At 46.6% G+C, this 25757-nt stretch carries 26 protein-coding genes and 5 tRNA genes; 26 read left to right on the top strand and 5 right to left on the bottom strand.

The window, feature by feature from the left end; translation table 11 throughout:
* Positions 1–96 precede the first annotated feature (96 nt).
* From lolB to ychF, 6 genes are all read left to right on the top strand, one after another.
* Entirely contained in the window at positions 97–732 is a 636-nt protein-coding gene (gene lolB / locus B3850_RS09195; RefSeq protein WP_053952774.1) for a lipoprotein insertase outer membrane protein LolB, read from the top strand.
* Positions 714–1574 (top strand): 4-(cytidine 5'-diphospho)-2-C-methyl-D-erythritol kinase, encoded by an 861-nt coding sequence (ispE, locus tag B3850_RS09190; protein ID WP_286911670.1) that lies wholly within the window; start codon positions 714–716, stop codon positions 1572–1574. Before lolB ends, ispE begins: the two co-directional genes overlap by 19 nt.
* Before the next feature lie 15 nt (positions 1575–1589).
* Positions 1590–2537, top strand: coding sequence for a ribose-phosphate pyrophosphokinase (locus B3850_RS09185; protein ID WP_053952776.1), 948 nt, complete (start codon positions 1590–1592; stop codon positions 2535–2537).
* A gap of 142 nt (positions 2538–2679) precedes the next feature.
* Positions 2680–3351, top strand: coding sequence for a 50S ribosomal protein L25/general stress protein Ctc (locus B3850_RS09180; protein WP_286911669.1), 672 nt, complete (start codon positions 2680–2682; stop codon positions 3349–3351).
* Positions 3352–3366: 15 nt separating this feature from the next.
* Complete coding sequence (pth, locus tag B3850_RS09175) at positions 3367–3963, top strand: aminoacyl-tRNA hydrolase (RefSeq protein ID WP_053952778.1); 597 nt, start codon at positions 3367–3369, stop codon at positions 3961–3963.
* Positions 3964–3969: 6 nt separating this feature from the next.
* Complete coding sequence (gene ychF / locus B3850_RS09170) at positions 3970–5061, top strand: redox-regulated ATPase YchF (RefSeq protein WP_126751039.1); 1092 nt, start codon at positions 3970–3972, stop codon at positions 5059–5061.
* A gap of 47 nt (positions 5062–5108) precedes the next feature.
* On the opposite strand, the gene B3850_RS09165 is transcribed toward ychF, so the two are convergent.
* From B3850_RS09165 to B3850_RS09150, 4 genes are read right to left on the bottom strand one after another with little or no spacing between them, the layout of a single operon-like run.
* Positions 5109–5516 (bottom strand): group I truncated hemoglobin, encoded by a 408-nt coding sequence (locus tag B3850_RS09165; protein WP_286874861.1) that lies wholly within the window; start codon positions 5514–5516, stop codon positions 5109–5111.
* An 11-nt stretch (positions 5517–5527) separates the two neighbouring features.
* Positions 5528–6373, bottom strand: a complete 846-nt coding sequence (locus B3850_RS09160; protein ID WP_414654256.1) for a DUF3034 family protein — start codon at positions 6371–6373, stop codon at positions 5528–5530.
* The gene (locus B3850_RS09155) at positions 6369–8630 is read right to left on the bottom strand and encodes a putative bifunctional diguanylate cyclase/phosphodiesterase (protein ID WP_286911667.1); all 2262 of its coding nucleotides are present in this window, start codon (positions 8628–8630) and stop codon (positions 6369–6371) included. The genes B3850_RS09160 and B3850_RS09155 overlap by 5 nt, the downstream gene beginning before the upstream one ends.
* Positions 8627–9298: a methylamine utilization protein gene (locus tag B3850_RS09150; protein ID WP_286874823.1), complete on the bottom strand. Its 672-nt coding sequence runs from the start codon at positions 9296–9298 to the stop codon at positions 8627–8629. Before B3850_RS09150 ends, B3850_RS09155 begins: the two co-directional genes overlap by 4 nt.
* Positions 9299–9460: 162 nt before the next feature.
* On the opposite strand from B3850_RS09150, the gene B3850_RS09145 reads away from it, so the two are divergent.
* The 7 genes from B3850_RS09145 (at position 9461) to B3850_RS09115 (ending at position 12173) form a co-directional block, all read left to right on the top strand.
* The gene (locus tag B3850_RS09145; protein WP_286911666.1) at positions 9461–10843 is read left to right on the top strand and encodes a class II fumarate hydratase; all 1383 of its coding nucleotides are present in this window, start codon (positions 9461–9463) and stop codon (positions 10841–10843) included.
* 20 nt (positions 10844–10863) lie between these two features.
* Positions 10864–11532: an SDR family oxidoreductase gene (locus B3850_RS09140; protein ID WP_273267869.1), complete on the top strand. Its 669-nt coding sequence runs from the start codon at positions 10864–10866 to the stop codon at positions 11530–11532.
* Between the two features lie 144 nt (positions 11533–11676).
* Positions 11677–11753 (top strand) — tRNA-Met (locus tag B3850_RS09135).
* A gap of 17 nt (positions 11754–11770) precedes the next feature.
* Positions 11771–11855: transfer RNA gene (locus B3850_RS09130), tRNA-Leu, on the top strand.
* 24 nt (positions 11856–11879) lie between these two features.
* Positions 11880–11954 (top strand) — tRNA-Gln (locus B3850_RS09125).
* Between the two features lie 43 nt (positions 11955–11997).
* Positions 11998–12072: transfer RNA gene (locus B3850_RS09120), tRNA-Gln, on the top strand.
* 14 nt (positions 12073–12086) lie between these two features.
* A tRNA-Leu gene (locus tag B3850_RS09115) sits at positions 12087–12173 on the top strand.
* A gap of 68 nt (positions 12174–12241) precedes the next feature.
* On the opposite strand, the gene B3850_RS09110 is transcribed toward B3850_RS09115, so the two are convergent.
* Positions 12242–13381, bottom strand: a complete 1140-nt coding sequence (locus B3850_RS09110; RefSeq protein WP_286873649.1) for an FAD-dependent monooxygenase — start codon at positions 13379–13381, stop codon at positions 12242–12244.
* Positions 13382–13497: 116 nt separating this feature from the next.
* Here B3850_RS09110 and B3850_RS09105 point away from each other — a divergent pair, with 116 nt between their 5' ends.
* The 13 genes from B3850_RS09105 to rlmH all read left to right on the top strand — a co-directional run bounded on the left by B3850_RS09105 (position 13498) and on the right by rlmH (position 25754).
* Entirely contained in the window at positions 13498–14367 is an 870-nt protein-coding gene (locus tag B3850_RS09105; RefSeq protein WP_286911665.1) for a DMT family transporter, read from the top strand.
* 82 nt (positions 14368–14449) lie between these two features.
* Positions 14450–15889 carry a tRNA (N6-isopentenyl adenosine(37)-C2)-methylthiotransferase MiaB gene (miaB, locus tag B3850_RS09100; protein ID WP_286911664.1) on the top strand — a complete coding sequence of 480 codons (1440 nt, stop codon included), beginning with the start codon at positions 14450–14452 and terminating at the stop codon, positions 15887–15889.
* Positions 15890–15900: 11 nt separating this feature from the next.
* A complete protein-coding gene (locus B3850_RS09095) occupies positions 15901–16893 on the top strand; it encodes a PhoH family protein (RefSeq protein ID WP_286874887.1) in 993 nt (330 codons plus the stop codon).
* Positions 16890–17375 carry an rRNA maturation RNase YbeY gene (gene ybeY, locus B3850_RS09090; protein WP_286874888.1) on the top strand — a complete coding sequence of 162 codons (486 nt, stop codon included), beginning with the start codon at positions 16890–16892 and terminating at the stop codon, positions 17373–17375. Before B3850_RS09095 ends, ybeY begins: the two co-directional genes overlap by 4 nt.
* Positions 17375–18256: a CNNM family magnesium/cobalt transport protein CorC gene (corC, locus tag B3850_RS09085; protein WP_058579398.1), complete on the top strand. Its 882-nt coding sequence runs from the start codon at positions 17375–17377 to the stop codon at positions 18254–18256. The genes ybeY and corC overlap by 1 nt, the downstream gene beginning before the upstream one ends.
* A complete protein-coding gene (gene lnt / locus B3850_RS09080) occupies positions 18256–19767 on the top strand; it encodes an apolipoprotein N-acyltransferase (RefSeq protein WP_058579399.1) in 1512 nt (503 codons plus the stop codon). Before corC ends, lnt begins: the two co-directional genes overlap by 1 nt.
* Before the next feature lie 102 nt (positions 19768–19869).
* On the top strand, positions 19870–20067 hold the full coding sequence (locus B3850_RS09075; protein ID WP_053952792.1) for a hypothetical protein: 198 nt from the start codon (positions 19870–19872) through the stop codon (positions 20065–20067).
* Between the two features lie 35 nt (positions 20068–20102).
* Positions 20103–22679 carry a leucine--tRNA ligase gene (gene leuS / locus B3850_RS09070; protein ID WP_053952793.1) on the top strand — a complete coding sequence of 859 codons (2577 nt, stop codon included), beginning with the start codon at positions 20103–20105 and terminating at the stop codon, positions 22677–22679.
* Between the two features lie 14 nt (positions 22680–22693).
* Positions 22694–23170: an LPS assembly lipoprotein LptE gene (gene lptE, locus B3850_RS09065; protein WP_286911663.1), complete on the top strand. Its 477-nt coding sequence runs from the start codon at positions 22694–22696 to the stop codon at positions 23168–23170.
* An 11-nt stretch (positions 23171–23181) separates the two neighbouring features.
* Positions 23182–24264: a DNA polymerase III subunit delta gene (holA, locus tag B3850_RS09060; protein WP_286911662.1), complete on the top strand. Its 1083-nt coding sequence runs from the start codon at positions 23182–23184 to the stop codon at positions 24262–24264.
* Positions 24261–24890, top strand: a complete 630-nt coding sequence (gene nadD, locus B3850_RS09055) for a nicotinate-nucleotide adenylyltransferase (protein WP_286874894.1) — start codon at positions 24261–24263, stop codon at positions 24888–24890. Before holA ends, nadD begins: the two co-directional genes overlap by 4 nt.
* Before the next feature lie 72 nt (positions 24891–24962).
* Complete coding sequence (gene rsfS / locus B3850_RS09050) at positions 24963–25283, top strand: ribosome silencing factor (RefSeq protein WP_053952796.1); 321 nt, start codon at positions 24963–24965, stop codon at positions 25281–25283.
* Positions 25284–25754: a 23S rRNA (pseudouridine(1915)-N(3))-methyltransferase RlmH gene (gene rlmH, locus B3850_RS09045; protein ID WP_053952797.1), complete on the top strand. Its 471-nt coding sequence runs from the start codon at positions 25284–25286 to the stop codon at positions 25752–25754. It begins immediately after the preceding gene.
* Positions 25755–25757: the final 3 nt, after the last annotated feature.

Here is a 25757-nt window from a genome sequence, read left to right as displayed (position 1 = left end):
TTAAGTGGCAGTGATTGTACGTGAAAGCCCTAATCATTGAAAGTCACAGCGCTTTCTGGTCAACTAACGATCCATCGATTACGCCAATAGAAAAATATGATTCAATACCTAACTCGATTTGCGGTTTTGCTGGCTGTGTTGCTTTCCGCAGGCTGCTCAATACCAACACCGTCACACCAGGACAGTAGCCGACAAGTCAATGTTGAGCTTGTCAAAGCACACCAAAATAAGCTGAACACGTTAAATAGCTGGTCGATGTCAGGTCGCATGGCGCTTATTCAGAAAGAGCTCGACAAGCGCGACTCATTTTATGTTAATTGGCAATATCAACCGACTTATCAGGAACTTCGCTTTTCACATCCGTTAAAAGGTCAACTGGCAAGGCTGACCGTTAGCAACCAACAGGCAACGTTAGTAGACTCTAACGGAGCCATGCGCTCGGCGTTAAGTGCCCCTGCTCTTCTGGCGGATGTATTGCCGGTTTATATTCCTTTTGAGCATCTGCATCAATGGGTTGTCGGTCAAAAAACGTCACAACTGAAAAAACTCACGTATTACAACGACGGAACGCTAGCCAGTGCTTCAGTTATTCAAAATGATGAACAGTGGCGTATTCGATGGTTCTATAAGTTAGAAGCAGAAACAAAGCTCCCTCTCCCCGAGCAGGTGCACATTGAAAGCCCGACATTAAAAATAAAGGTACAAATGAACGAATGGCAGACCAGCAACTAACGCTACCAGCGCCGGCAAAACTGAACCTGTTTTTGCACATAACCGGACGCAGGAATGACGGCTATCACGAACTGCAAACTGTTTTTCAATTTTTGGACTACGGCGACACCATAAGTTTTCAACCAGCGCCGGACGACCAGTTCGATTTCATAGATAGCAAGTCTCAAATTGCCAAAGAAGACAATTTAATTTGGAAAGCTTTAGAGCGGCTGCGCCAGGAGCATCTAAATAAAGGCATTAGTCAGTTGCCTGGCGTTACCATTGAAGTTACGAAACGTTTACCTCAAGGCGCAGGCTTAGGCGGCGGCTCATCGGACGCTGCCACAACGCTCGTTGGTCTTAATTACCTATGGGGAGAACGCTTGTCGAACAAGCAGCTTCAACAAATAGGCCTCGAGTTAGGCGCCGACGTTCCCGTATTTATCCATGGAAAGTCATGTTTCGCAGAAGGCATTGGTGAGCAGTTCACGGATGTTGAGCCGCCTACTCCCTGGTACTTGGTTGTTAAACCCAACGTCCATATTTCCACCGCTGAACTTTTTAATCACCCGGACCTAAGGCGAGACTGTAAATCGGTTGAAGCCGCTGTCTGGGAACAAAGCCACCATGAAAATGTGTTCGAGCCAGTGGTCTGTGCTCTGCATCCTGAAGTTGCTAAATTACACGATGCCTTGCTAGAATACGCTCCGACTCGGCTTACTGGCAGTGGAGCATGTCTATTTTCGACGTTCGAGAGCAGACAAGCGGCAGAGGAAGCTCAAAAGCACATTCCTCAGGAACTGTGTTCATTTATTGCTCAAGGCCAGAACCGTTCACCACTATTCCAAACATTAACCCAATAAAAGTCGAGGTATGTTGTGCCTGACATGAAACTTTTCGCTGGCAACGCTACCCCCGAGCTAGCGCAGAAAATCGCCGATCGTTTATACATTAAACTGGGTGAAGCGTCTGTTGGACGTTTCAGTGATGGCGAAATCAGTGTCGCTATTAATGAAAATGTCCGCGGTTCCGATGTCTTTATTTTGCAATCCACCTGCGCACCTACCAACGATAACCTCATGGAGCTTATCGTCATGGTTGATGCACTGCGTCGTGCATCTGCAGGCCGTATTACCGCTGTAATGCCTTATTTTGGCTACGCTCGCCAGGATCGCCGCGTTCGTTCTGCTCGTGTTCCTATTACTGCGAAAGTCGTTGCTGACTTTTTATCAAGCGTTGGTGTTGACCGCGTTCTGACCGTTGACTTGCATGCTGAACAAATTCAAGGGTTCTTCGATGTTCCGGTCGATAACGTATTTGGCACACCGGTATTACTTGAGCACATGCGCCAACAGCAATTCGACAACCCAGTGGTTGTTTCTCCGGATATCGGTGGCGTTGTTCGTGCCCGCGCGTTTGCCAAGTTAATGGACGACACCGACTTAGCAATTATCGATAAGCGCCGCCCTTCTGCTAATGTTTCTCAGGTCATGCACATTATTGGGGATGTTAAAGGACGCGACTGCATTATTGTCGATGACATGATTGATACTGGCGGCACACTTTGTAAAGCAGCGGAAGCGCTTAAAAGCCATGGTGCTAAACGCGTTTTTGCTTATGCAACACACCCGGTATTTTCCGGTAACGCTGTTAAGAATATAGAAGAGTCGGCGATTGACGAACTTGTGGTTACTGACAGTATTCCACTTAGCGAAGAAATGAAGGCGACAGGAAAAGTGAGTCAACTGACACTTTCCGGCATGTTGTCTGAAGCACTTCGTCGCGTCAGTAATGAAGAGTCTATCTCTGCAATGTTCGAGTACTGATAAAGTTGTTTTTTTGAGACTTCAGTGCTAGTATTGCGCGCCCTTGGAAACCGGCCTCGTCGTCGGTTTCTGAGTATCTGGGTCAGCAGCTTGGTCGCGAGTGCTGACAAATTAAAACATTTAACAATGAGAGCCCAATATCATGGCTGAATTAGATTTCACAATTAAAGCAAGTGTCCGTGGGGACAAGGGGAAAGGTGCGAGCCGCCGCCTGCGTCATGCGGATAAAGTACCTGCCATCCTATATGGTGGTAAAGGTGAGCCAGTAGCGTTAGAAATGGATCACAACAAAGTGAACAACATGGCTGACTACGAAGCCTTCTATTCACACATTCTGACGTTAGACATCGACGGCAAAAAAGAACAATGCATCTTAAAAGATATGCAGCGTCACCCGTACAAGCCTAAGCTGACTCACTTGGACTTCCAACGTGTTGAGAAAGGCCAGAAGCTGCACACTAACGTACCTCTTCACTTCTTGAATGAAACAACGGCGAAAGGCGTTAAAGAAGAAGGTGGTGTTGTTGTTCACCACGTCAATGACGTTGAAATCCTGGTTCTTCCAAAAGACTTACCAGAGTACCTGGAAGTTGACATCGCAGAACTGAGCGTTGGTGACACTATTCACCTAACTGACTTGAACCTTCCTAAAGGTGTTGAGCTGGTTGAGTTGACTAAAGGTGAAGACCACGACCAGGCGGTTGTTTCTGTTTCAGCTCCTCGCGTAGAGAAAGAAGAAGACGAAGAAGAAACAGTAGCACCGGATGAAGTTCCTGCAGAGAAGAGCAAAGACGACGCTGCTGACGAAGAGTAAGCACTAGTCCTAGCTATGGGAACAAGCATTAAGCTGTTAGTGGGCCTGGGGAATCCAGGCCCCGAATACGAAAAAACCCGCCATAACGCGGGTTTTTGGTTAGTTGAAGACTTTTGTCGACGACACGGCGTTACATTATCCGCCGATACCAAATCAAAAGCACTAATAGGTCGTTATCAGCAAGGCGCTCACGATCTGCGCATTGTTCTACCCCAGAACTACATGAACCGCAGCGGCTTTTCTGTCGCACATATCGCCAATTTCTATAAAATTCCGCCAGAGTCGATACTCGTCGCATACGACGAACTCGACCTACCTCCTGGCATAGCGAAATTTAAAAAAGGCGGCGGTGCGGGTGGCCATAACGGCATTAAAGATATTATCGCGCAAATTGGCAGCCAGGACTTCCTGCGACTGCGAATTGGCATTGGGCATCCTGGGCACAAATCGAAAGTAACCGGTTTTGTGCTGGGTAAAGCGCCAGCAACTGAACAGCGACTCATTGATGACTGTATCGATGAAGCCAGTCGCAGTATTGACACATTAATGGAACAAGGCTGGACGGATGCGCTTCAACGCCTCCACAGCTACCGTCCTCAACAGAAAGGTTAACTCATCATGGGATTTCGGTGTGGTATTGTTGGTTTACCCAACGTCGGTAAATCCACTTTGTTCAATGCACTGACTAAAGCAGGCATTGAAGCAGCAAACTTTCCTTTTTGTACAATTGAACCTAATACCGGTGTGGTTCCGGTTCCGGATACTCGCCTGGACAAACTAGCTTCAATTGTTAACCCAGAGAAAGTACTGCCAACGACCATGGAGTTCGTTGACATTGCAGGCCTGGTAAAGGGTGCCTCAAAAGGTGAAGGCTTAGGTAACCAGTTCCTGGCTAATATTCGTGAAACTGACGCTATTGGACACGTCGTCCGCTGTTTCGAAGATGACAACATCGTCCACGTGAGCGGCGGAATTAACCCTGCTGATGACATTGACACAATTAACACCGAATTAGCATTAGCCGATTTAGACTCCGTCGAAAAAGCTTTGCACCGTTTAGGCAAGAAAGCCAAAGGTGGCGACGCTCAGGCCAAGGCTGAAATTGCCGTACTGGAAAAGCTAAAGCCGGCATTGGACGAAGGCCACATGGCTCGTTCAGTAGAGTTGACGAAAGAAGACCGGGCAACCATTCGCTCATACAACTTACTGACATTGAAGCCAACTATGTACATTGCCAACGTCAATGAAGATGGCTTTGAAAATAACCCCCACCTGGACACAGTTCGCAAAATAGCGGCAACCGAGAATGCCGTTGTTGTGCCGGTTTGTGCGGCCATTGAATCAGAAATTGCTGAGCTGGACGACGCCGACAAAGAAGAGTTCCTGTCGGAGATTGGTCAGGAAGAGCCTGGACTTAACCGTGTTATTCGTTCTGGTTACGAGCTTCTTAACCTGCAAACATACTTTACTGCCGGTCCTAAAGAGGTTCGCGCGTGGACGGTGAAAGTCGGTTCTACAGCACCACAAGCCGCTGGTCGTATTCATACCGATTTTGAAAAAGGCTTTATCCGCGCTGAAGTCGTCGGCTATGACGACTACATTGAACATAACGGCGAGCAAGGTGCAAAAGACGCCGGTAAGTGGCGCCTGGAAGGCAAAGACTACATTGTTAAAGACGGTGACGTCATACACTTCCGCTTTAACGTCTAAGAATGTAATACTACTGCTTCAAAGCCGCTCCTTTTGAGCGGCTTTTTTTATTTTTCTACTATATCCCCGTACACTGGAGCAAGTTTTGCCAGTAACTGGTTTTGAGCAGAAACAGGGATATTGTGCTTTGCCATTGCAATGATCAAATGTTCTACCAACGCGTTAAAATCGGCATGAGTTACTCCCATGCCTTCATGGGATACTTTCATGGTATCCCCACTGTAGTCGCATGGCCCACCAACCACATCACAAACCTGTTCAGTAATGAGTTTATGAACGCGCACAATATCAACGCCATCGAAATGATGCACAATACGCTCATCACCACCAACCCGGTATAACATCTCCTCAACTATTGAAGAAATTCCTTCTTTTTCTCCTAATTGCTGATAAAGACTTTGCCCCAAGACTACAGGCGATAACAGAAGAAGAAACACGAAGCTTAATATTCTCATAGCTATTTCCTTTAAAACGCTGCTTGCAATGACAGATACCAGCCATTTTGGTCATCTAGACCTGCAATAGAACCTAAGTCGGTGTATGCGCCTACGACAGAAACCGCCTTTGATGGAAAGTACGCCACAAAAACATCTTTCCATGCGTTCTCTTTAGCGAAACTCAGGTTATCGGGCTTTTCCCGGAACTCAACACCGACAGCCCAATACCGGTTTAAAAATGCGGCCACAGAAGCTTCAGCCACCCACTTGGCATTCTGCTCATTATCACCACCAAAACCCAATAGACCAATCTGGTTTGCGCGCGTGCGACGTACCGTTAAGTTAGCAACCCAAGTTCGATGAAATGGCCCATCCAACCAAGCTTTAGCAGCACTGACATACCAGTCAGTATCACTGTCATCTAACGCGCCAACCGCGCTAGGTAGAGCAAATTTCTGATTTTTCTTATATTGTGCTCCAACACTTAATTGAGGCCAGTCACCGTAAACCAGATTCCCAAATAGACGAACTTTTGCACCCACTACCTTCTGCTCGAGCTCTCCCCCTATCGTCGATAGGTCGAATGTCTGCTGAGCATAAGACAGTTCGACACGATTGCTCCAGGAGAAGCTGGCTCCCTGAACGCTAAGTCGAAAATCATCAACAGAGACTTCACTGATATTAACGGTCGCTCCCCACTCTCCAGTATCTGCGTAGGAGCTGAGCGTCGCCCAGGGAACAATACCACCACCTCCGGCTCCCTCAATAGTCGACGCGCCGCCTGTCGCCAGTAGCTTTGACCCAGTATCGGCAAAAGTTGTTAACGGTGACACTGCAAGTACCAAAGCGGCTGCACTCAATAATCCTCGTTTAATCACAAGACTCTCCCTGTAGTCTGTTATTAAAATCATTAAAAGAAATTGGCTTGCTAAAGTAAAAACCCTGAAGAACATCACATTTCTGTTTTTTCAGCCATTCCCAGCTTTCAGTGTCTTCAACTCCTTCCGCAACGACTCTTAACCCGAGTTCATGGGCAAGTTGAATTGTTGACCGAACAATTGATTGATCAACCGGACTGCTCACTAGATATTGAACAAAAGCCCTATCTATTTTTAATTCGGTTACCGGCAAACGTCGCATTTGCTCCAGTGACGAATAACCCGTTCCGTAATCATCAATAGAAACCTGATAACCTTTCTCCCTAAGCCAGTTTAATCGTTCAATCGCCGCATCCGGATCACTCACAATGGCACTTTCGGTCACTTCAAGGACCAAGTGTCTATTCAGTGCGGGCATATCTTCTTCAAGCTCAGCGATAACAGAAAGAATTTCGTCACTAAGCAAATCAATGGCAGAAAGGTTAATACTTAAACTAAAACCGTCTGGAGCATTAAGATGCCGTAGGTAATCCGCAGACTGCCTGAATACCCATTGCGTCAGCTTTTTTATTAGCCCTGACTGTTCAGCCAGTGGAATAAATTCATCAGGCCCGACAAAACCAAGCTTTTCACTGTTCCATCTTAATAGGGCTTCCGCGCCTATGGTTTTTCCGCTTTGTGTTTCTATTTTTGGCTGAAGAAGCAAAGTCAGTTCATCATTTTCAGCCGCGTAGTCCAGGTGTTCCAGGATATCAAGCTTCCGCATGTGCTGCTCATCAAGCCCTTCAGTGTAAAAGAACACAAAGTCATGTTGTCGTTTAGCTTCCTGCGCACTCACCTGCGCTCGGCGTAACAACGTATCGAAGGCTTTGCCTTGTCGAGGAAACTCGACAGCACCAACATTAAAAGACACCGGATAATCACTCTCACCTACTTTTACGGGCTTTTCCAGGAATGAGTAAAGTTTCTGAATAAGCTTATGTTTCTCTGATAACTCCTGCTCAAAAACCAAGGCAAACTCATCACCGCCGATACGAGCTGATAGGCACTGTTCATCAAAATCTATAATCCGCTGAGCAACTTGTTTTAACACAAGATCCCCGACCTCTTGGCCGAGAGTATCGTTCAATGTTCGGAATTTACGGATATTGACCAACAGTAATGTTCCTACTGAGCCGGCCTTAAGCAACCCTTCTAAATCGGCGGCAAACTGGGTTCTATTCGGCAGCCGAGTCAGTTGATCGTGCGTCGCTTGAAAAGATATACGTCGTTCACGCTCAGACACAGCCCCTTTCATTGACTCAAAGGTTATTGCTAATTCACCAAATTCATCGGCACGCTTCTCAAGATTCAAGTCGCCATAGTCACCTTTTTGCAGTTGTTTAGCCGCTTCCGTCAGTCTTGAAAGCGGCCTTGAGACACTGCGTGCCATCAGTAAAGCAACCCCACCAGCTATTAACACAGCAAGCCCGCCAATCAACAACATTTGCAGCTGAACACGGTGAAAGTCGGCCATAGCTTCTTCAAGTGACGACGACAACAGTACGTGCACCTGTTCCCCCTGCGAAGCATCAAGCAATGCCTCTTTCCCAACTAACGCTTGTTGCTCGAGCCAGTTAGGTAGAGCGCTTTGACGTTTCAGCGCACTCTGCAAGTTAACCTGGACACCCGGCTCAAGGCTGGATGCTATTAACTTTTTTGAGGACTCATTCCAAAGCGTTATATCAGCATTCGCCAAATTTTGTAGCTCTGTCGCCAATTGAGAATCTATCTGAAAACCTAGAGTAGCCCAGGCAATAAGTTGCGGAGCCTTCACCGGAACCGTTATCAACTGAAACAGCTCACCATCAACAATGGCCAGCTGCTGACCACTTGAGTTATTAGTAATTTCATCACCAATTGGGTGGGTGGCAGCAATCTCTTCTCCTGTCGGCGTTCGTAGCACCATCAATTCAGTATTGATGCGCTCTCCGTGATTCACTAATACGGACACGATAGTGTCTTTATCGCCGCTAGCCACTGCTCGCTTGAAGCCAAAGTCATCGGTCAACACTTGTGCCGCTTGCAGCAACAACTCACTGCGGCTATTCAGAAGTTCGCGAAAAACTCGTTCACTGACATTCAGCTCTTGAGCGATGGAGCGTTCAGCTTGTTGTTTTACACTAAAGCCCATTGCTATCAGAGACAGTGCAATAGCCCCTGAAACAAGCAGCAATAGAATAACAACCAGTCTGGTGCGAAAGCGCCGAATCATAAATTACCTGTTCGGTTGAATCGTTGCTCTAGACGTGACTTTGGTTCCTTGTCTTCCTCTTCGTTTATCACATTTAACGACAGCGTTCTGTTTTCTCCATTCACCAAAGACACCTCTTTTGCCAACGTTAGATCCGAACCTATCAGCGGATGCCATAGACGAGCCTTTACTGATGACTCGCTCTGGATATTTATATCGAGAGTCACTTTGCCTTCTTCATCGGTTACCCAAGCGGTTTCTCGGTCAGTAATAATGATATGGGCTATCATTTGGTCATGAATATTGCAGCCTAATGTCACCAAACCCGGTTTATTAAAGCTTAATGTCGGCTTTTCTTCATTGGCGTATAACTTAAGCTCAAAAGGCTTAGGCTTCGAGAACGAATAGACATGATGACGAATATTGTCGCTGTTTGGGAAAGTGACTTCACTTCCGGCTTTTATAGCCGTCATAAAGGGGGTGAACTGACGATCAACCTGATCAATGATCGTTTTCTCGATTTTGAGCTCTGCATTGTCAGTCACATATTCGTTATCAACAATGACCACTGCATTTGGCAATGGCTTGTCCTCTGCGTCAACAATAGTCAGCGCCAGCTCTTCTGCATTAACCATCATGACCGACAGAAAACACACGAAAGTGACCAAAAGGTAATTAAGCGCTCTCAAATGAAACTCCATTTTAGATTAATAATTCTAGATTACCCCACATCACAAATTCCGCAACTTTAGCTTACCTAATAAACTGATCTTCACCTCGCTCAGCTCGTAATGTGTTATACCTACTAAAGTTAACTTTGAATAAACACTTTGCCGCAGGAGGTTTACTTTATGACTCAAGGGTATCGCACAGAAAGCGACAGTATGGGTGAAGTTCAGGTTCCTGAAGACGCGCTCTACGCGGCACAGACACAACGCGCGGTCGACAACTTCGCAATAAGCGGGTTAACGATGCCAACCGATATGATTCAGGCTATAGCCAGAGTCAAAGCCGCAGCAGCTAAAGCCAATACCAAAGTGGGCTGTTTAGAAGAAAAGCAGCGAGACGCAATTGTCAAAGCCGCCGAACAAATTATAAACGGTGAGCACCACGCCCATTTCCCTATCGACATTTTTCAAACGGGCTCGGGCACCAGCTCGAATATGAACGTCAATGAAGTTATCGCGAATTTGTGTAAAAGAAACGGCGTTGATGTTCATCCGAATGACCATGTCAACCAAAGCCAGTCGAGTAACGACGTCATACCCACATCCATTCAAGTGGCCAGCGTGTTAGCCATAGAAAAACGCTTACAGCCTGCCATTAAGCATTTAATGGAGGTTATTCGGAGTAAAGCTGTCGAGCTTCGGGACGTCGTAAAAACCGGACGAACCCACTTAATGGACGCAATGCCTATGACATTGGCGCAAGAGCTGGAAGCATGGGCTGGGCAGCTTAGTCATTCGGCAGAACAGCTACCACAATTGCTTCAGCACAGCCGTATTCTGCCCCAGGGCGGTACAGCGATAGGTACCGGAATTAATGCCCCAGAGGGATTCGCAGAAGCTTTTGCAAAAGAACTCAGCGACTTCACTGGTACTGAATTTAAGACATCCCCAAATCCATTTACAGGCATTGCGGGACAAGAATTGAATCTGCAGTTACACGGCCAATTGAATACCCTGGCCACGACGCTGTTAAAAATAAGCAATGACTTACGCTGGATGAACAGTGGTCCACTAGCTGGCCTGGGTGAAATTCAGTTAACGGCACTTCAACCCGGCAGCAGCATAATGCCCGGTAAAGTAAACCCGGTAATACCGGAAGCCGTGGCTATGGTGGCTGCACAAGTTAACGGCAACCACACCACTATTACAACTGCGGCTCAGCAAGGAAACTTTCAGCTGAACGTTATGCTGCCCGTTGTGGCCTATAATTTACTACAGTCGATAGAGCTTCTGACAAACAGCTGTCATGCCTTAGCTGATAAAGCCATTAAAGATTTTGAAGTTAACGAAGAGCGCCTTAATGAAGCCTTGGCTAAAAACCCTATTTTAGTGACCGCGCTTAATCCTGTTATTGGTTACAGTAAAGCCGCTGAGATAGCGAAAAAGGCTTACCAAAACGGTCGCCCTATTATCGATGTTGCGGACGAAATGACCGATTTAGGACGTGAGCGCCTGGAACAACTATTAAACCCTAAAAAGTTAACAGAAGGTGGCGTCAGCCAATAACGGATTAAAGGAGTCGTACAATGAGTCAACCTCATGTCGTTATAACAGGAGCAAACCGGGGTATTGGTTTTGAATTTGCAAAGCAATACACCGAAAAAGGCTACAAAGTGACGGCTGTTTGCCGTAATAACTCTAAGCAGTTAACCGAATTGGATGTCGACATTATAGAAGGTGTTGACGTTACCAAAGCTTCAGACTTGTTGCGCTTAAAAGAAACATTGGCCGACAAGAAAGTGGACATTTTGATCAATAACGCCGGTCTACTGCACAAAGATGTTTTAGGTGAGCTGGACGCTGGTACCATTCGGGCGCAATTTGAAGTCAATGCATTAGCGCCCTTGCGGGTAACCGAGGCATTACTGGATAACTTATCAAAAGGCAGCAAAATTGCGTTGATTACGAGCCGGATGGGCTCAATTGCCGACAACGGCTCGGGCAGCCGCTATGGTTACAGAATGTCTAAAGCCGCGTTAAATGCAGCGGGCAAGTCTCTTTCTATTGATCTAAAAGACAAAGGCATTGCTGTCGCGATACTGCATCCAGGCTTCGTCCAGACCGACATGGTCAATCATGCGGGGGATATTCCGGCAGAAACGGCGGCCGAACGACTCATGCAGCGAATCGACGAACTTTCAATGGAGTCGACGGGCGAGTTTTATCACAGTAATGGTGACCCTCTTCCATGGTGATTTGACTCCTTTTTAATCAAATGACTGTTTTTTTGCACAAACGCGCTGCTTTATCGTATTTTTTCTCAAAAATAGGTTGACGGGTTGCGGAGCGATTTGCATAATACGCGCCGCACTCACAGAGAGCGGAAAGTTAAAAAAGTTGGCTACGTAGCTCAGCTGGTTAGAGCACAGCACTCATAATGCTGGGGTCGCAAGTTCGAATCTCGCCGTAGCCACCAACTTAACTGAGAAATGTGCGGACGTGGTGGAATTGGTAGACACGCTGGATTTAGGTTCCAGTGCCTCACGGCGTGAGAGTTCAAGTCTCTCCGTCCGCACCAACTCTCTCTCAGGGTAGCTAAAATTGGGGCATAGCCAAGCGGTAAGGCAGCGGGTTTTGATCCCGCGATTCCCAGGTTCGATCCCTGGTGCCCCAGCCATTAGCTTCTTTAATTTATTTTGTGATTGCTGTCCTTAGTTGGATGGGGCATAGCCAAGCGGTAAGGCAGCGGGTTTTGATCCCGCGATTCCCAGGTTCGATCCCTGGTGCCCCAGCCATACTAACTACTGTTGCGGTGGTGGCGGAATTGGTAGACGCGCTAGCTTCAGGTGCTAGTGTCCGAAAGGACGTGAGGGTTCAAGTCCCTCCCTCCGCACCACAACAGACAATGGCCACCTCAGGGTGGTTTTTTTGTGCCTGTTTTTAGTCTCACTTCCCTGTACTCACCTAATCTCCAATAGCTTGCTTTATTAAGAAGTTTTTCAGCAACGGCGCTTTTGCCGCGGTTAGCGAGACATCAGCAATGAACCGCGCTAGTGGATGAGTACTGCGCCAGCTTATTTGAAGCGCATCCATTAACCGCATCATTTTAGCATTCTCAAATTTTCGTTGTTTTTCGTATACGTTAAGCGCCTGAGCCACTGGCTTGTCAGATAATTCGTTGAGCAAGCACTGAATATCGGCGAAACCCAGATTAACCCCCTGCCCCGCCATAGGATGAATACTGTGTGCCGAGTCCCCTAAAAGCGCAATACAACCATTAGAGGTATAATATAATGCGTGCTTACGCTGCAAAGGAAAGCTGGCCGCTTTTATGACGCGAAATTTTCCGACACGAGGCTCGAACACAGAATACAAATGTTTCTGAAGCGCCGACTCATCGTGCTGAAGCGCCCTAATGCTGGCTCTTTCATCGTAGTCAATGAGGCAGGCTTTTGTATCAGACAATGGCAATAGTGCATAAGGTCCCTGCGGTCTGAATACTTCCCAGGTCTCCGGCTCTATAGGCTGCTCTAGTTCGACATTGGCCAGCAAACAGCGTTGATCGTAGTCCCAACCGCGGTAGCCAATACTACTGAGTTTGGCAATAACGGAGTTCGCGCCATCACACCCCAGCAGTAAATCAAAAGGTATGAGTTCGTTGTTCGTCAGCCTAACCGTTTTCTGCTGACTGTCTAACGAGTCAATACGTTGCTCAGTAACGAAATCGACATTGTCATAGTCGCGTAAACACTGCCAAAGCGAAGACTGTAACGCATTGTTTTCTACCATAACTCCCAGCGATGTCAGGCCCACTTCACTAGCACCAAAGGTTAAGCTCTGCCCTGACTGAGTAGTCACGGTTAATCGTTGGTAATCTTTTACTTTGCCTGGGTCAATAACACCATGAATGCCAAGCGATAAAAGCCACTGCCAGTTAGCCGCATTCACAGATGAAATTCTGAGGTCCCAATTATTGCCTTGGTTGTCGAGTGACGGTGGCTTACTTTCAAATAATTTAACGTGAGCCCCGGCTTTCGCGAACGCAAGCGCCGAAGCCGCACCAACCATACCACCACCATTTATGACAACTGTTAAATCTTGCATAGAACCGCAAAAGCCTGTGATTTTAAGTTCTCTATAAATAACACATTTTCAGTGTCTTTTCCGTTATCATGGGCAGATTCAGCGGTAGAAATATCACATTTTTTAAGAGCACACGAATGCCAACAACAGACACCTCTCAAAAAGCTGTTATTCTCGCCTCGTTTTTAATTTTAAGCGCGGAAGCGAGCTTTGCCGGTGTGAGTGCTCTAGTAAAATTCATCAGCCAGGATCAACCCTTCGAACAACTGGTGTTTTTTCGAAACTTAACGGCGTTTTTAGTGTTACTGCCATGGCTTTGGCGAAAAGGTACCAGCTCTTTAAAAACAACACGACTCAGCTTGCACTTAGTCAGAGCGGCTGCCGGCATCACTGCGATGTATCTCTTCTTTTATGCCATTGCCACCATACCGCTTGCTCAAGCCACATTGGTGCTACTGTTATCACCATTTCTAATTCCCGTTATTGGCTGGCTTTGGTTAAAGGATTATGTCGCCCGTCAAACCTGGCTGGCTATTGCCCTTGGTTTTGTTGGCGTGTTTATTTTCCTAGACCCAATGAACAGTGAACTGTCTCCGGTCATTGCTGTGGCATTTTTAGCAGCGGCTTTAGCCGCATTTACTAAGACCGTAATACGTCGTATGTCCAGCACAGAATCGGCCAGCAAAATTGTGTTTTACTTTTCGGCATTAGCCACAATTGCGTCAGGCATTCCTTTACTTTGGTTATGGGAGCCTATTCCGAGCCATCATTGGTTTGGTGTTTTAGCGATGGGTTTACTGGCCGTATACGGTCAGTTAGCTATGACCAAAGCCTTTTCCATTGCCCCTCCGGCAAAAGTCGGCGTATTTACTTACAGCTCTGTTATTTTCGCCGCACTACTGGGCTTTTGGCTGTTTAATGAAGCACTTGCCTGGCACATGTTATGGGGCGCTCTCATCATATTTGTGGCGGGTTATTTTGCAATACGATCGCGTCGTAAAAGCTAGCAAATTCGTGTTTGGCAATTTGCCCCAATAAACGATAAAATACGCGGTCTTAATTCTAGAACCTATCAACCATCGAGTCGTCATGAGCAAGAAGTTATATATCAAAACATGGGGTTGTCAGATGAACGAGTACGATTCAGCGAAAATGGCTGACTTACTCAAATCGACGCACGGGTACGATGTTGCAGAAGAAGCAGAAGACGCTGATCTGATCTTACTGAATACCTGCTCCATTCGCGAAAAAGCTCAGGAAAAGGTTTTCCATCAGCTGGGGCGTTGGAAAAACCTTAAGCAGAAAAAGCCAGACTTACTCATTGGCGTGGGTGGCTGCGTGGCTTCGCAAGAAGGCGATGAAATACGTTCACGCGCGCCTTTCGTCGACATTATATTTGGACCGCAGACATTGCACCGTTTACCAGAAATGGTTAACCAAGTCAGCGAAACCCATGCGCCGATGGTTGATGTATCTTTCCCTGAAATTGAGAAATTCGACCGTTTACCGGAGCCCAAAGCAGACGGCGCTAGTGCATTCGTATCTATTATGGAAGGTTGCAGCAAATACTGTTCGTTCTGCGTGGTTCCTTATACTCGTGGTGAAGAAGTCAGCCGCCCTGTTGACGATGTTATTTATGAAATTGCTCAGCTGGCAGATCAAGGCGTACGCGAAGTTAATTTGCTTGGTCAAAACGTAAATGCCTACTTAGGTGAACACTTTGACGGCACTCAATGTCGCTTTGCTGAGTTACTTCACCTGGTTGCAGCCATTGATGGTATAGACCGTATTCGTTACACCACGTCGCATCCGGTTGAGTTTACTGACGACATTATTGAAGCGTACACAACTATCCCTGAGCTGGTGAGTCACCTGCACTTACCGGTGCAAAGCGGCTCAGACCGCGTACTAACAATGATGAAACGCGGCCATACTGCGCTTGAATACAAATCCAAAATGCGTGCATTAAAGAAAGCACGTCCAGATATTGCCCTGTCATCTGACTTTATCATTGGCTTTCCGGGCGAGTCCGATGCCGACTTTCAGGCAACGATGGATTTGATCCGGGCAGTTGATTTTGACATGAGTTTCAGCTTTATTTATAGCGCACGTCCGGGCACTCCGGCTGCAGACTTACCTGACGATGTTTCAGAAGAAACGAAAAAGCAGCGCTTGCAAATTTTACAGCAGCGACTGAACCAACAGTCTATGGCGCACGCGCGACGTATGTTGGACACCGAGCAGAGAATTCTGGTCACCGGACCATCGAAGAAAAACCCGATGGAACTGTCTGGCAGAACGGAAAATAACCGGGTTGTAAACTTTGTTGGGCAACCCCATATGATAGGTCAGTTCGTTGATGTTCGTATCACCGAAGTGTTACCGAACAGCTTACGTGGTGAGCTTATTCGCGAAGAAGCTGACATGGGACTGCGTGTCGACACCGCGCCCGAAACTATTTTACAAAGAGGCAAAGTCAACGAACCCGATGAATTGGGTGTTGTGAAAATGCCTCCCCAAGCGAGTTAAAGAGGAATCGATTGAGTCCACAAACGCAAACGCTAGATTTTGAATTAGAGCCGACGGATTCTCGTCGGCTTTCTAACCTCTGCGGGCCTTTAGATGAGAACCTGCAACATATAGAGCGCCGCCTTGGCGTTGAAATTACCCATCGTGGCCACCAGTTCCGTCTAATTGGCAATGCCAAAACCGTTTCTTCGGTGCAAAAGTTGCTGCTTGATTTATATGTCGATACTGCACCAATGAAAGGTCGTGACGGTCAAATTGAGCCAGAGCAGGTACATTTAGCCATTCAACAGGCCAAAGTTCTTGAACAGGACCGCGACAAAGGCGACCCGGCCGCAGAAAAAATGACACACATTAAGACCAAACGCGGTCTTATTAAGCCACGCAACCATAACCAAGCTGAGTACGTCCGAGCTATTTTGGCACACGACGTGAACTTTGGTATTGGGCCTGCTGGAACGGGTAAAACCTACTTAGCCGTCGCTTGTGCCGTTGACGCGCTTGAACGACAGGAAGTTCGTCGTATTCTACTCACCCGTCCTGCAGTCGAAGCGGGTGAAAAGCTCGGGTTCTTACCCGGTGACTTAGCGCAAAAGGTAGACCCCTATTTAAGACCGCTTTATGACGCCCTATTTGAAATGCTTGGCTTCGAAAAAGTTGAAAAGCTTATTGAAAGAAACGTCATTGAAGTAGCACCACTAGCTTATATGCGCGGTCGTACTCTGAACGATGCCTTTATCATTCTGGATGAAAGTCAAAACACCACCTGCGAACAAATGAAAATGTTCCTGACACGTATTGGTTTTAATTCACGAGCGGTAATTACCGGTGATATTACTCAGGTAGACTTGCCACGTGGCCAACGTTCTGGTTTGCGCCACGCCATTGAAGTGCTAAACAAAGTGTCCGATGTGAGTTTTACGTTCTTTCAGGCCGGTGATGTTGTCAGACATCCGGTTGTTCAGCGTATTGTTCAGGCCTACGACGAGTTCGATAAACGTTCATGAGTAACGTCACGGTCGATTACCAAATAGCAGAAGGTATAGAGTCTGCCCCGGAAGAGTCGATTATAGTAACCGCAGTTAACGCAGTTGCTGACATACTTGCACTCGATAAGCCTTTAGAAATGACGGTTAGAGTTGTGGGCGATAAAGAGGCCGCACAACTCAATCATCAATTCCGAGAGAAAGACTACCCCACGAATGTGCTTTCATTTCCGTTTGAAAGTCCTGTGGAGCTGCCAGTGCAATTACTGGGCGATTTGGTCATCTGTCAAAGCGTGGTTGAACGTGAGGCAAAAGAGCAGCATAAGTCATCCATCGCCCACTGGACGCACATGGTAATACACGGTACTCTGCACCTCTTAGGTTACGACCATATACAAGAAGAAGATGCGGTCGAAATGGAAGCTTTAGAGCAGAAAGTTATGGCCTCTCTCGACTATCCAGACCCATACGAAATTACAAGCAACACGGAGCAAACACTTTAATGAGCGACGACAACCCCCACTCAGCCAACGGCTCGTCGGGTAAATCTTGGGCAGCCAAGTTATTACAAATATTCACCGGTGAGCCGAAAAGCAGAGAAGAACTCGTCGATTTAATACAGGACGCCGAAGAACGCGACCTGATTGATAACGATACCAAGGAAATGATTGAAGGTGTCCTGGACGTTGCTGAACTCAAAGTTCGCGACATTATGATCCCGCGCTCACAAATGGTCACCATCGATGTGCACCAAAGCGTTGAAGAGTTTCTGCCTATCGTTATCGAATCACAGCACAGCCGCTACCCTGTCGTCACTGATAACAAAGACCAGGTAGAGGGCATTCTTCTGGCAAAAGACTTGCTCAGCTATGGCTTTAACGCCACTGACGAAGAGTTTTCGCTAGACAAAGTTATGCGCCCTGCTGTTATTGTTCCAGAAAGCAAACGTGTTGACGTTTTACTGAAAGACTTTCGCTCAAACCGCTACCATATGGCTATTGTTGTCGATGAGTACGGCGGTGTCTCAGGGCTTGTTACGATAGAAGATATTCTCGAAGAAATTGTCGGCGAAATTGAAGATGAAACCGATATCAATGAGAATGACGACAAACAAAACATTCGTCGCTTAAGCCCGACTCGATACTCAGTTAAAGCATTAACCACTATTGAAGACTTTAACGAGTACTTTAAGTCAGAATTCAGCGACGAAGAGCACGACACAGTAGGCGGCTTAATCGCCCATGGCTTTGGGCATCTTCCACAAGCTGGAGAAGAAATTACCTTAGGCAATTTCACTTTCCGTATTACTAACGCCGACAAACGACGGATTCAACAACTTCAAGTAAGCATTCAAGAAGTCGAGTCTTCGGAGAACGCCGAATAATGAAGAAACGCTGGGGGAGTAAACTTAACTCTCTGTTCTTGCTTTTGTCTGGAGCATCTTTAACTCTGGCATACTCCCCTTTCAACTGGCATTGGTTGCCTTTTATTATTTTACCTTTGGTCCTGAAAGTCATTTGGCCAATGGCTCCGAAGCGAGCTTTTTATGCGGGGTTAACCTTTGGCTTTGGCTGGTTTACCGCAGGGTTGAGTTGGATTTACGTTAGTATTGACCAGTATGGTGGTTTACCAATTTACGCCACCCTTCTTATTCTCCTGCTGCTGTTTCTTTACTTGTCCTTATTTCCTGCACTTGCATTCGGGCTTTGGCAAAAATTGTCACACCGAAGCATACAGTGGCGTTTCTCACTTCCTCTTATTTGGCTGGGCTTTGAGTTACTTCGGGGCTGGCTGTTCACAGGCTTTCCATGGCTTAGTCTTGGCTACACGCAAACCGACGGTGTATTTGCCAATTTAGCCCCTCTGGTTGGCGAATCTGGCATTACTGTCGCCTTATGGCTAACAGCACTGTCTATTTTAATGGCTGTAAAATATCATCGTCCACTACTCTTAATTGTGCCACTTGTATTACTCACGGTTTCAAACTTAAGTTACAAATTGCAGCCTACCTGGCGAAGTACCGAATTAACCAGTGTACTGTTGGTACAAGGCAACATTCAGCAGTCACTGAAATGGCAAGCCGAACAGCAGTGGCCAAATATTCTGCGTTATCTCGACTTAACGCGACCTAAATTCAATCATGATATTGTGATTTGGCCTGAGTCTGCGGTAACCGCTTTAGAGCCCTATGCGCAGGACGTTCTGAACACGATGGAACAATCTGCGTCGGTTAACGACTCAGCGTTAATTACTGGCATTATCGATTACGACAGACTCAATGACGCCTTTTATAACAGTGTTATTGTGCTTGATGATGACACCTACCAATATGGTGGCGAAAACCGTTATCAAAAGCACCACTTGCTCCCAATTGGTGAATTCGTGCCTTTTGAAGACATTTTGCGTCCAATAGCTCCGCTGTTTAATTTACCCATGTCCTCTTTTAGCCGGGGCGGCTATCAGCAGCCTAACCTGGAAGCAAATAACAGAAAGCTGTCTATGGCCATTTGCTACGAAATAGCCTTTCCGCAGCAGGTTCGGGACAATACCTTTGAAGACACTGACTTTTTGGTCACTATAAGTAATGACACTTGGTTTGGCGACTCTCACGGGCCTTGGCAACACATGCAAATATCCCGAATGCGAGCGCTTGAATTGCAGCGCCCTCTTTTACGGGCAACGAATAACGGTGTCACTGCTATTGTCGATGAGTTTGGTCAGTTTATCGAAAAAGCTCCGCAATTTAAGGCTGCAACCGTTTCAGCCGAGCTTTACCCAGTTAATGGCGATACCTGGTACAAGCGGTTTGGTTTATGGGGCGCTTTTATACTTGCGCTTTTAGGACTGCTTCCCGCGGGATTGACAAAAGCCCGTAATAAGCGATCTCAAGCGTAGTCATAACGCCCTAAAATCAGTACACTATTAGGCTGTGTGTTCAGTGTGTCAGCAGAGCCTATATCTGCAGTTATTATTTGTACTTTCTACAGGAATATCATTATGGAAAATATTTTCGATGCTATTTTGTTTGCCGTTCTGGTTGCCGCTGGTGGTTTAGGCCTAAGCAGCTGGTTGATGCTATTTGGTATCGATAAGTCTGCCCCTGCAGAAGTGAAACAACGTTCTGTATTTGAGTATGGCTTTTTTGGTTTAGCAGGCATCGTTGTCATGCTTGTCATGTGGTACGCCATCAGTTAATTCACTTTATTGCACCAACGGAAGTAAGCAGGACTATGCAAGAACAATATAACCCCAACAAAATTGAAACTGCTATGCAAAAACGCTGGCAGGAGCAAGACGTTTTTACCGCAAAAGAAGAACCGGGCAAAGACAAGTTCTACTGTTTATCAATGTTTCCTTACCCCAGCGGTAAGTTACACATGGGACACGTCCGTAATTACACGCTCGGCGACGTCATTAGCCGCCACCAGCGTATGTTGGGTAAAAATGTGCTACAGCCAATGGGTTGGGATGCGTTCGGCCTGCCTGCTGAAAATGCCGCTATCCAAAACAAAACGGCTCCCGCTAAATGGACCTATCAGAACATCGACTACATGCGCGACCAGCTGAAAAGCTTAGGCTTTGGCTATGACTGGAACCGCGAAGTAGCAACCTGCTCGCCCGACTACTACCGTTGGGAGCAATGGTTCTTTACCAAGCTTTATGAAAAAGGTTTGGTTTATAAAAAGAACGCCACTGTGAACTGGGACCCTGTCGATCAAACGGTTTTAGCAAATGAGCAAGTTATCGACGGAAAAGGCTGGCGCTCCGGTGCGACCGTAGAGCAAAAGGAAATTCCACAGTGGTTTATAAAAATCACTGACTACGCAGAAGAGTTGCTAGACGATCTTGACCAACTCGACGGTTGGCCAGAGCAAGTTAAAGCAATGCAACGTAACTGGATTGGACGCTCAGAAGGTGTCGAAGTCGACTTTTCTGTCAATGGTTATGAGCAACCTCTCAAAGTCTATACCACCCGTCCTGACACTATTTATGGCGTCACTTATATGGGCGTTGCCGCTGGTCACCCGCTGGCAAAAGAAGCCGCCAAAAACAATAGCGAGCTGGCTGCCTTCATAGAAGACTGCAAGAACAACAAGGTCGCTGAAGCTGATATCGCTACCATGGACAAGCTGGGCATGGATACTGGCTTTAAAGCAGTGCACCCTATGACAGGCGAGGAAATTCCAGTATGGGTCGCTAACTTCGTGCTGATGGATTATGGCTCAGGCGCTGTAATGGCAGTACCAGCCCACGACCAACGCGACTGGGAATTCGCAACCAAATATGACTTGCCGATAAAACCAGTTATTGAGCCTTTATCCGGCGATAATGACATTGCTAAAGCGGCTATTACGGAAAAAGGCACAGTCATCAATTCTGATCGTTTCAACGGGTTAAGCTCAGCAGATGCTTTTGACGCCATAGCGAAAGAACTCAATGAGAAAGGAATCGGCGAGAAAAAAGTGAATTATCGCCTGAGAGACTGGGGCGTTTCGCGCCAGCGTTACTGGGGCACACCCATTCCTATGCTGAACCTGGAAAATGGTGAGTCTGTACCTGTTCCTGAAGAACAACTGCCGGTGAAATTACCAGAAGATGTCGTTATGGATGGTGTTAACTCACCAATCAAGTCTGATCCCCAATGGCGTAAAACTGAATATAACGGTATGCCGGCTGAGCACGAAACCGATACCTTTGATACCTTTATGGAGTCATCCTGGTATTACGCTCGCTATTGCAGTGCGCAAACTCATGACGCGATGTTAGATCCTGAGAAAGCAAACTACTGGCTGCCGGTGGATCAATATATTGGCGGTATTGAGCATGCGATACTGCATTTACTGTACGCTCGCTTTTTCCACAAACTGCTTCGTGATACCGGCTTAGTCGAGTCTGACGAGCCGTTTAAGCGCTTGCTGTGTCAGGGTATGGTGTTAGCAGACAGCTATTACCGTGATACCGAAAAAGGTGGTAAAGAATGGTTCTCGCCGCTGGATGTTGATGTTCAACGCGACGAAAAAGGCGCTATTTCAGGGGCTACATTAAAAGCGGACGGTAAACCCGTTGAAGTCGCCGGCATGAGTAAAATGTCGAAGTCTAAGAATAACGGTATTGACCCGCAAACCATGGTAGAACGATACGGTGCTGACACCGTGCGCTTGTTTATGATGTTTGCGGCACCACCAGAAATGACATTGGAATGGTCTGATTCTGGTGTTGAAGGCGCTCAGCGTTTCCTACGTCGTTTGTGGAAACTCACTTTCGATTTTATTAACGCCGGTGGCTATGTCTCTGGTGAAACGTTGAATTCTCAGCAAAAGAACTTACGCCGTGAGCTGCACAAAGCTATAGCCAAAGTCAGTGATGATATGGGCCGCCGCCAGCATTTTAATACGGCTATTGCGGCTATTATGGAGTTACTGAATCACCTTCAGAAAGCCCCCATGGAAACATCTGCCGACCGTCAGGTGCTAGGTGAAGCCATTGATGCTGTCGTTCGTATGCTAGCCCCTATTACACCACACATTTGTGAACAGCTTTGGATTGAGCTCGGTCATGAAGAACCATTGTCGTTTACTGCATGGCCAGATGTCGACGAAAGCGCTTTGGTTGAAGATGAAAAGCTTATCGTGGTTCAAATAAATGGGAAGGTTCGCGCCAAGCTGACCGTTCCTGCTGACGCTTCTGCCGAGCAAGTCGAACAACAAGCATTCGACGATGAGTCAGTGCAAAAGCACATTGAAGGGAAAGACATACGTAAGAAAATCTACGTTCCCGGCAAAATTCTCAATATTGTTGTTGGTTAATGACGATGAGAATAATGAGCCGACTACTACTGAGTCTAACAATGTTAGCCACACTCTCAGGGTGTGGCTTTCAGTTGCGTGGTGACTACCAGTTGCCTCCCAACCTGGACTCAATGGCATTACACTCTAATGTGTCAAAAGAGCTAGCCTCGCAAATGGAACAGCGATTAGTACACTCGGGTATTAACGTCGTAGAAAGCGGAAGTAGTTATCAGTTAGCTCTGCTTTCTGACAAGCTCGAACGCCGCACCCTGTCATTATTCGAAAGCGGACAGGTGGCAGAATACGAGTTACTTTACCAAGTGAACTATCAGCTCTTAAAAGACGACCAGGTATTAGTCGAAAGAACTGCTGAAGTTGCCCGCGACTACCAGGACGACCCAAACTTTGCCCTGGCAAAAACTCGGGAGCGTGAAATGTTGGTTAACGAAATGCGGGCTGAAGCATCGCGAATTATCCTTCAGCAAATTGTCTCTGAACTGTCGCAATAACGGAGCGTTAAGTGCAGACCTTGTATCCCGAACAACTCAACCAGTACCTTGAACGCTCGGGCGTTCCTCCCGTACTGCTGCTGTTCGGCGATGACTTACTGCTGCGCATGGATGCCATAGATTCTATCCGCCAGCACTTTGGTCAGGACGCTGAAAAGTACCATTGGATACAATCAAAAGACTTTGACTGGAAGCAACTCAGTGAGCTTGAACAGTCAATGAGTTTGTTCGGTAGCAACACACTCATCGAACTCGAACTCCCTGAAAACAAACCCGGTAAAGAGGGCTCAAACGCTTTACACAGCTATGCAAGCCAGCTTCCGGAAAACCATACTCTTGTGGTTATTGGCAGTTATTTAAAAAAAGAACATCAAAACAGTCGTTGGTTTAAGTCGTTATCTCAGCATGGGCCTTTAATAAGAACGCAAAGCCCCGATAAAGGCCGACTCCCCGCCTTTATTCATAAGCGAGCTCAAAAATACCAGTTACAGCTAGCAAACGGTGTTCCTGAGTTATTGTCTGATTGGTTCGAGGGGAATCTACTAGCACTCGATCAGGAACTTCGTAAATGGCAACTGCTCAGTGACTCGGGCATTATCACTCAAGATTTTCTGACCGATGCCAGCAGTGATTCCAGCCGCTTTAATGTATTCGCCTTACAAGAAAGTATTCAGGCCGGTAATTATAAAGAAGCTCTGCACAGACTTACGCGTTTACTTGATGAAGAAAACGACTTTCACCGTTTTGCCTGGATTTTGCAAAGAGAAGTGCAACTGCTGACTACCCTTAAAAACAGTGGTAACAACCTTGATGTCTCTGCTGTTTTTCGCCGTAATATGATTTGGTCCAACCAACAACCTGGCTATATGAAGCGCGCAGAGTCTTTGTCTATAGACGCTTTGCATCAGTTACACTACCTAATCGAACGCTTAGAAATGGCATTAAAACAGGACAGCGGTGAATCTCCGCTAATATTAACTGTTCATTTGCTCGGGCTGCTTTGCCAGCAAGGCACGAACCACTTAAACACTACCGAGTATTTAAACACTTTCTCTCAACCATTTCAGACTGAACGTTCTTTTATTTCACTATGATTCGGGCATTCTTCGGTGGCACTTTTGACCCTATCCATAACGGTCATTTAAAAACATCCAGCGCACTGATGAAAGAACTCGGAATAGACCGGCTTGCGTTTATGCCTAGTGCTACTCCCCCACATCGTACGCAGCCAGAAGCTTCAGCTGAACAGAGACTCGACATGGTTAAGCTTGCTTGCAAAGACTATCCCGGTTTTGAAGCTGAAGACTGGGAGTTACAACAATCACGCCCTTCCTATACTGCAGCCACACTCGCTGAGCTTTCTGAACGCTTTCCTAACGATACACTTGTTTTTGTTATGGGAATGGACTCGCTGATGAGCCTGAATCGTTGGCACAAATGGCGGGAAATCGTTCAATATGCGCATATCGTAGTGATGCCTCGCAGTGGTGTACCTTTCGCGCCACAAGGTAACGAGCTTGAAACTTTTATAGCTCAACACAGAGTTAACCAACCGAGCGACTTAGAAAGTGCCAAAAACGGCAAGCTTTATATTGCCCAAACTCCTCTTATCGACATTTCCGCAACCGAACTTCGCGAACAGTTACACAAACGCCCTGCGTCGCCGCCAATTCCTGAATCTGTTTACAAGTACATTAAAGAAAACAAACTGTATTTGTAGCTGAACAGAGCCGCGATAATCTGTTAAACTTAGCGGTTGAAACAAAACTTAAAATCGAATGGAGACCCTCCTTTGCAGGCAGAAGAATTACGCGATTTTGTCATTGATAAAATTGAAGATATAAAAGCTCGTGACATACAAGTTCTTGATGTGCACGATAAAACCGACGTTGCTGATTTTATGGTCATTTGCTCGGGTAGCTCTAAAACACACGTTAAGAGCATTGCCGAGTACCTGGCAACGGAAGCCAAGCATGCTGGCTTCCCACCTATTGGAATTGAAGGTGGTGAGCAGTCGGAATGGGTCTTAGTTGACCTGGGTGATGTGGTTTTACATGTTATGCAGGAAACCATCCGCGACTTTTACCAATTAGAAAAACTTTGGGGTCAGTAAGTGCACATTCAATTACTTGCGGTTGGCACCAAAATGCCAACCTGGGTAAAAGAAGGTTTTGACCAATACCAGAAGCGTTTCCCAAATGACTGTAAGCTTGTTTTGACCGAAATTGCGGCTCACAAACGCACCAAAAAGGCCGATGTGAATCGAATAATGCAAGAAGAAGGCAAGGCGCTTATTCAGGCTATCCCCAAAGGCAATAAAGTCATTACACTAGAAGTTAACGGAAAAGCCTGGGACACACCTAAGCTGGCAAAGCAACTCTCGGCCTGGCAAATGGATGGTCGCGATGTTACGTTGCTGGTTGGTGGTCCTGAAGGTTTATCAGATGAATGTCTGTCATTGGCAGAGCAGCGTTGGTCGTTATCGAATTTAACTTTGCCGCACCCAATGGTTCGATTAATTGTTGCGGAAAGCCTTTACCGGGCATGGAGTTTGAATAATAATCACCCTTATCACAGAGAATAATAA

Origin of the sequence: Idiomarina sp. UBA4520 (assembly GCF_002388365.1) — a bacterium.
Lineage (GTDB): Bacteria > Pseudomonadota > Gammaproteobacteria > Enterobacterales > Alteromonadaceae > Idiomarina > Idiomarina zobellii.
This window is presented reverse-complemented; position numbering and strand designations above follow the sequence as displayed.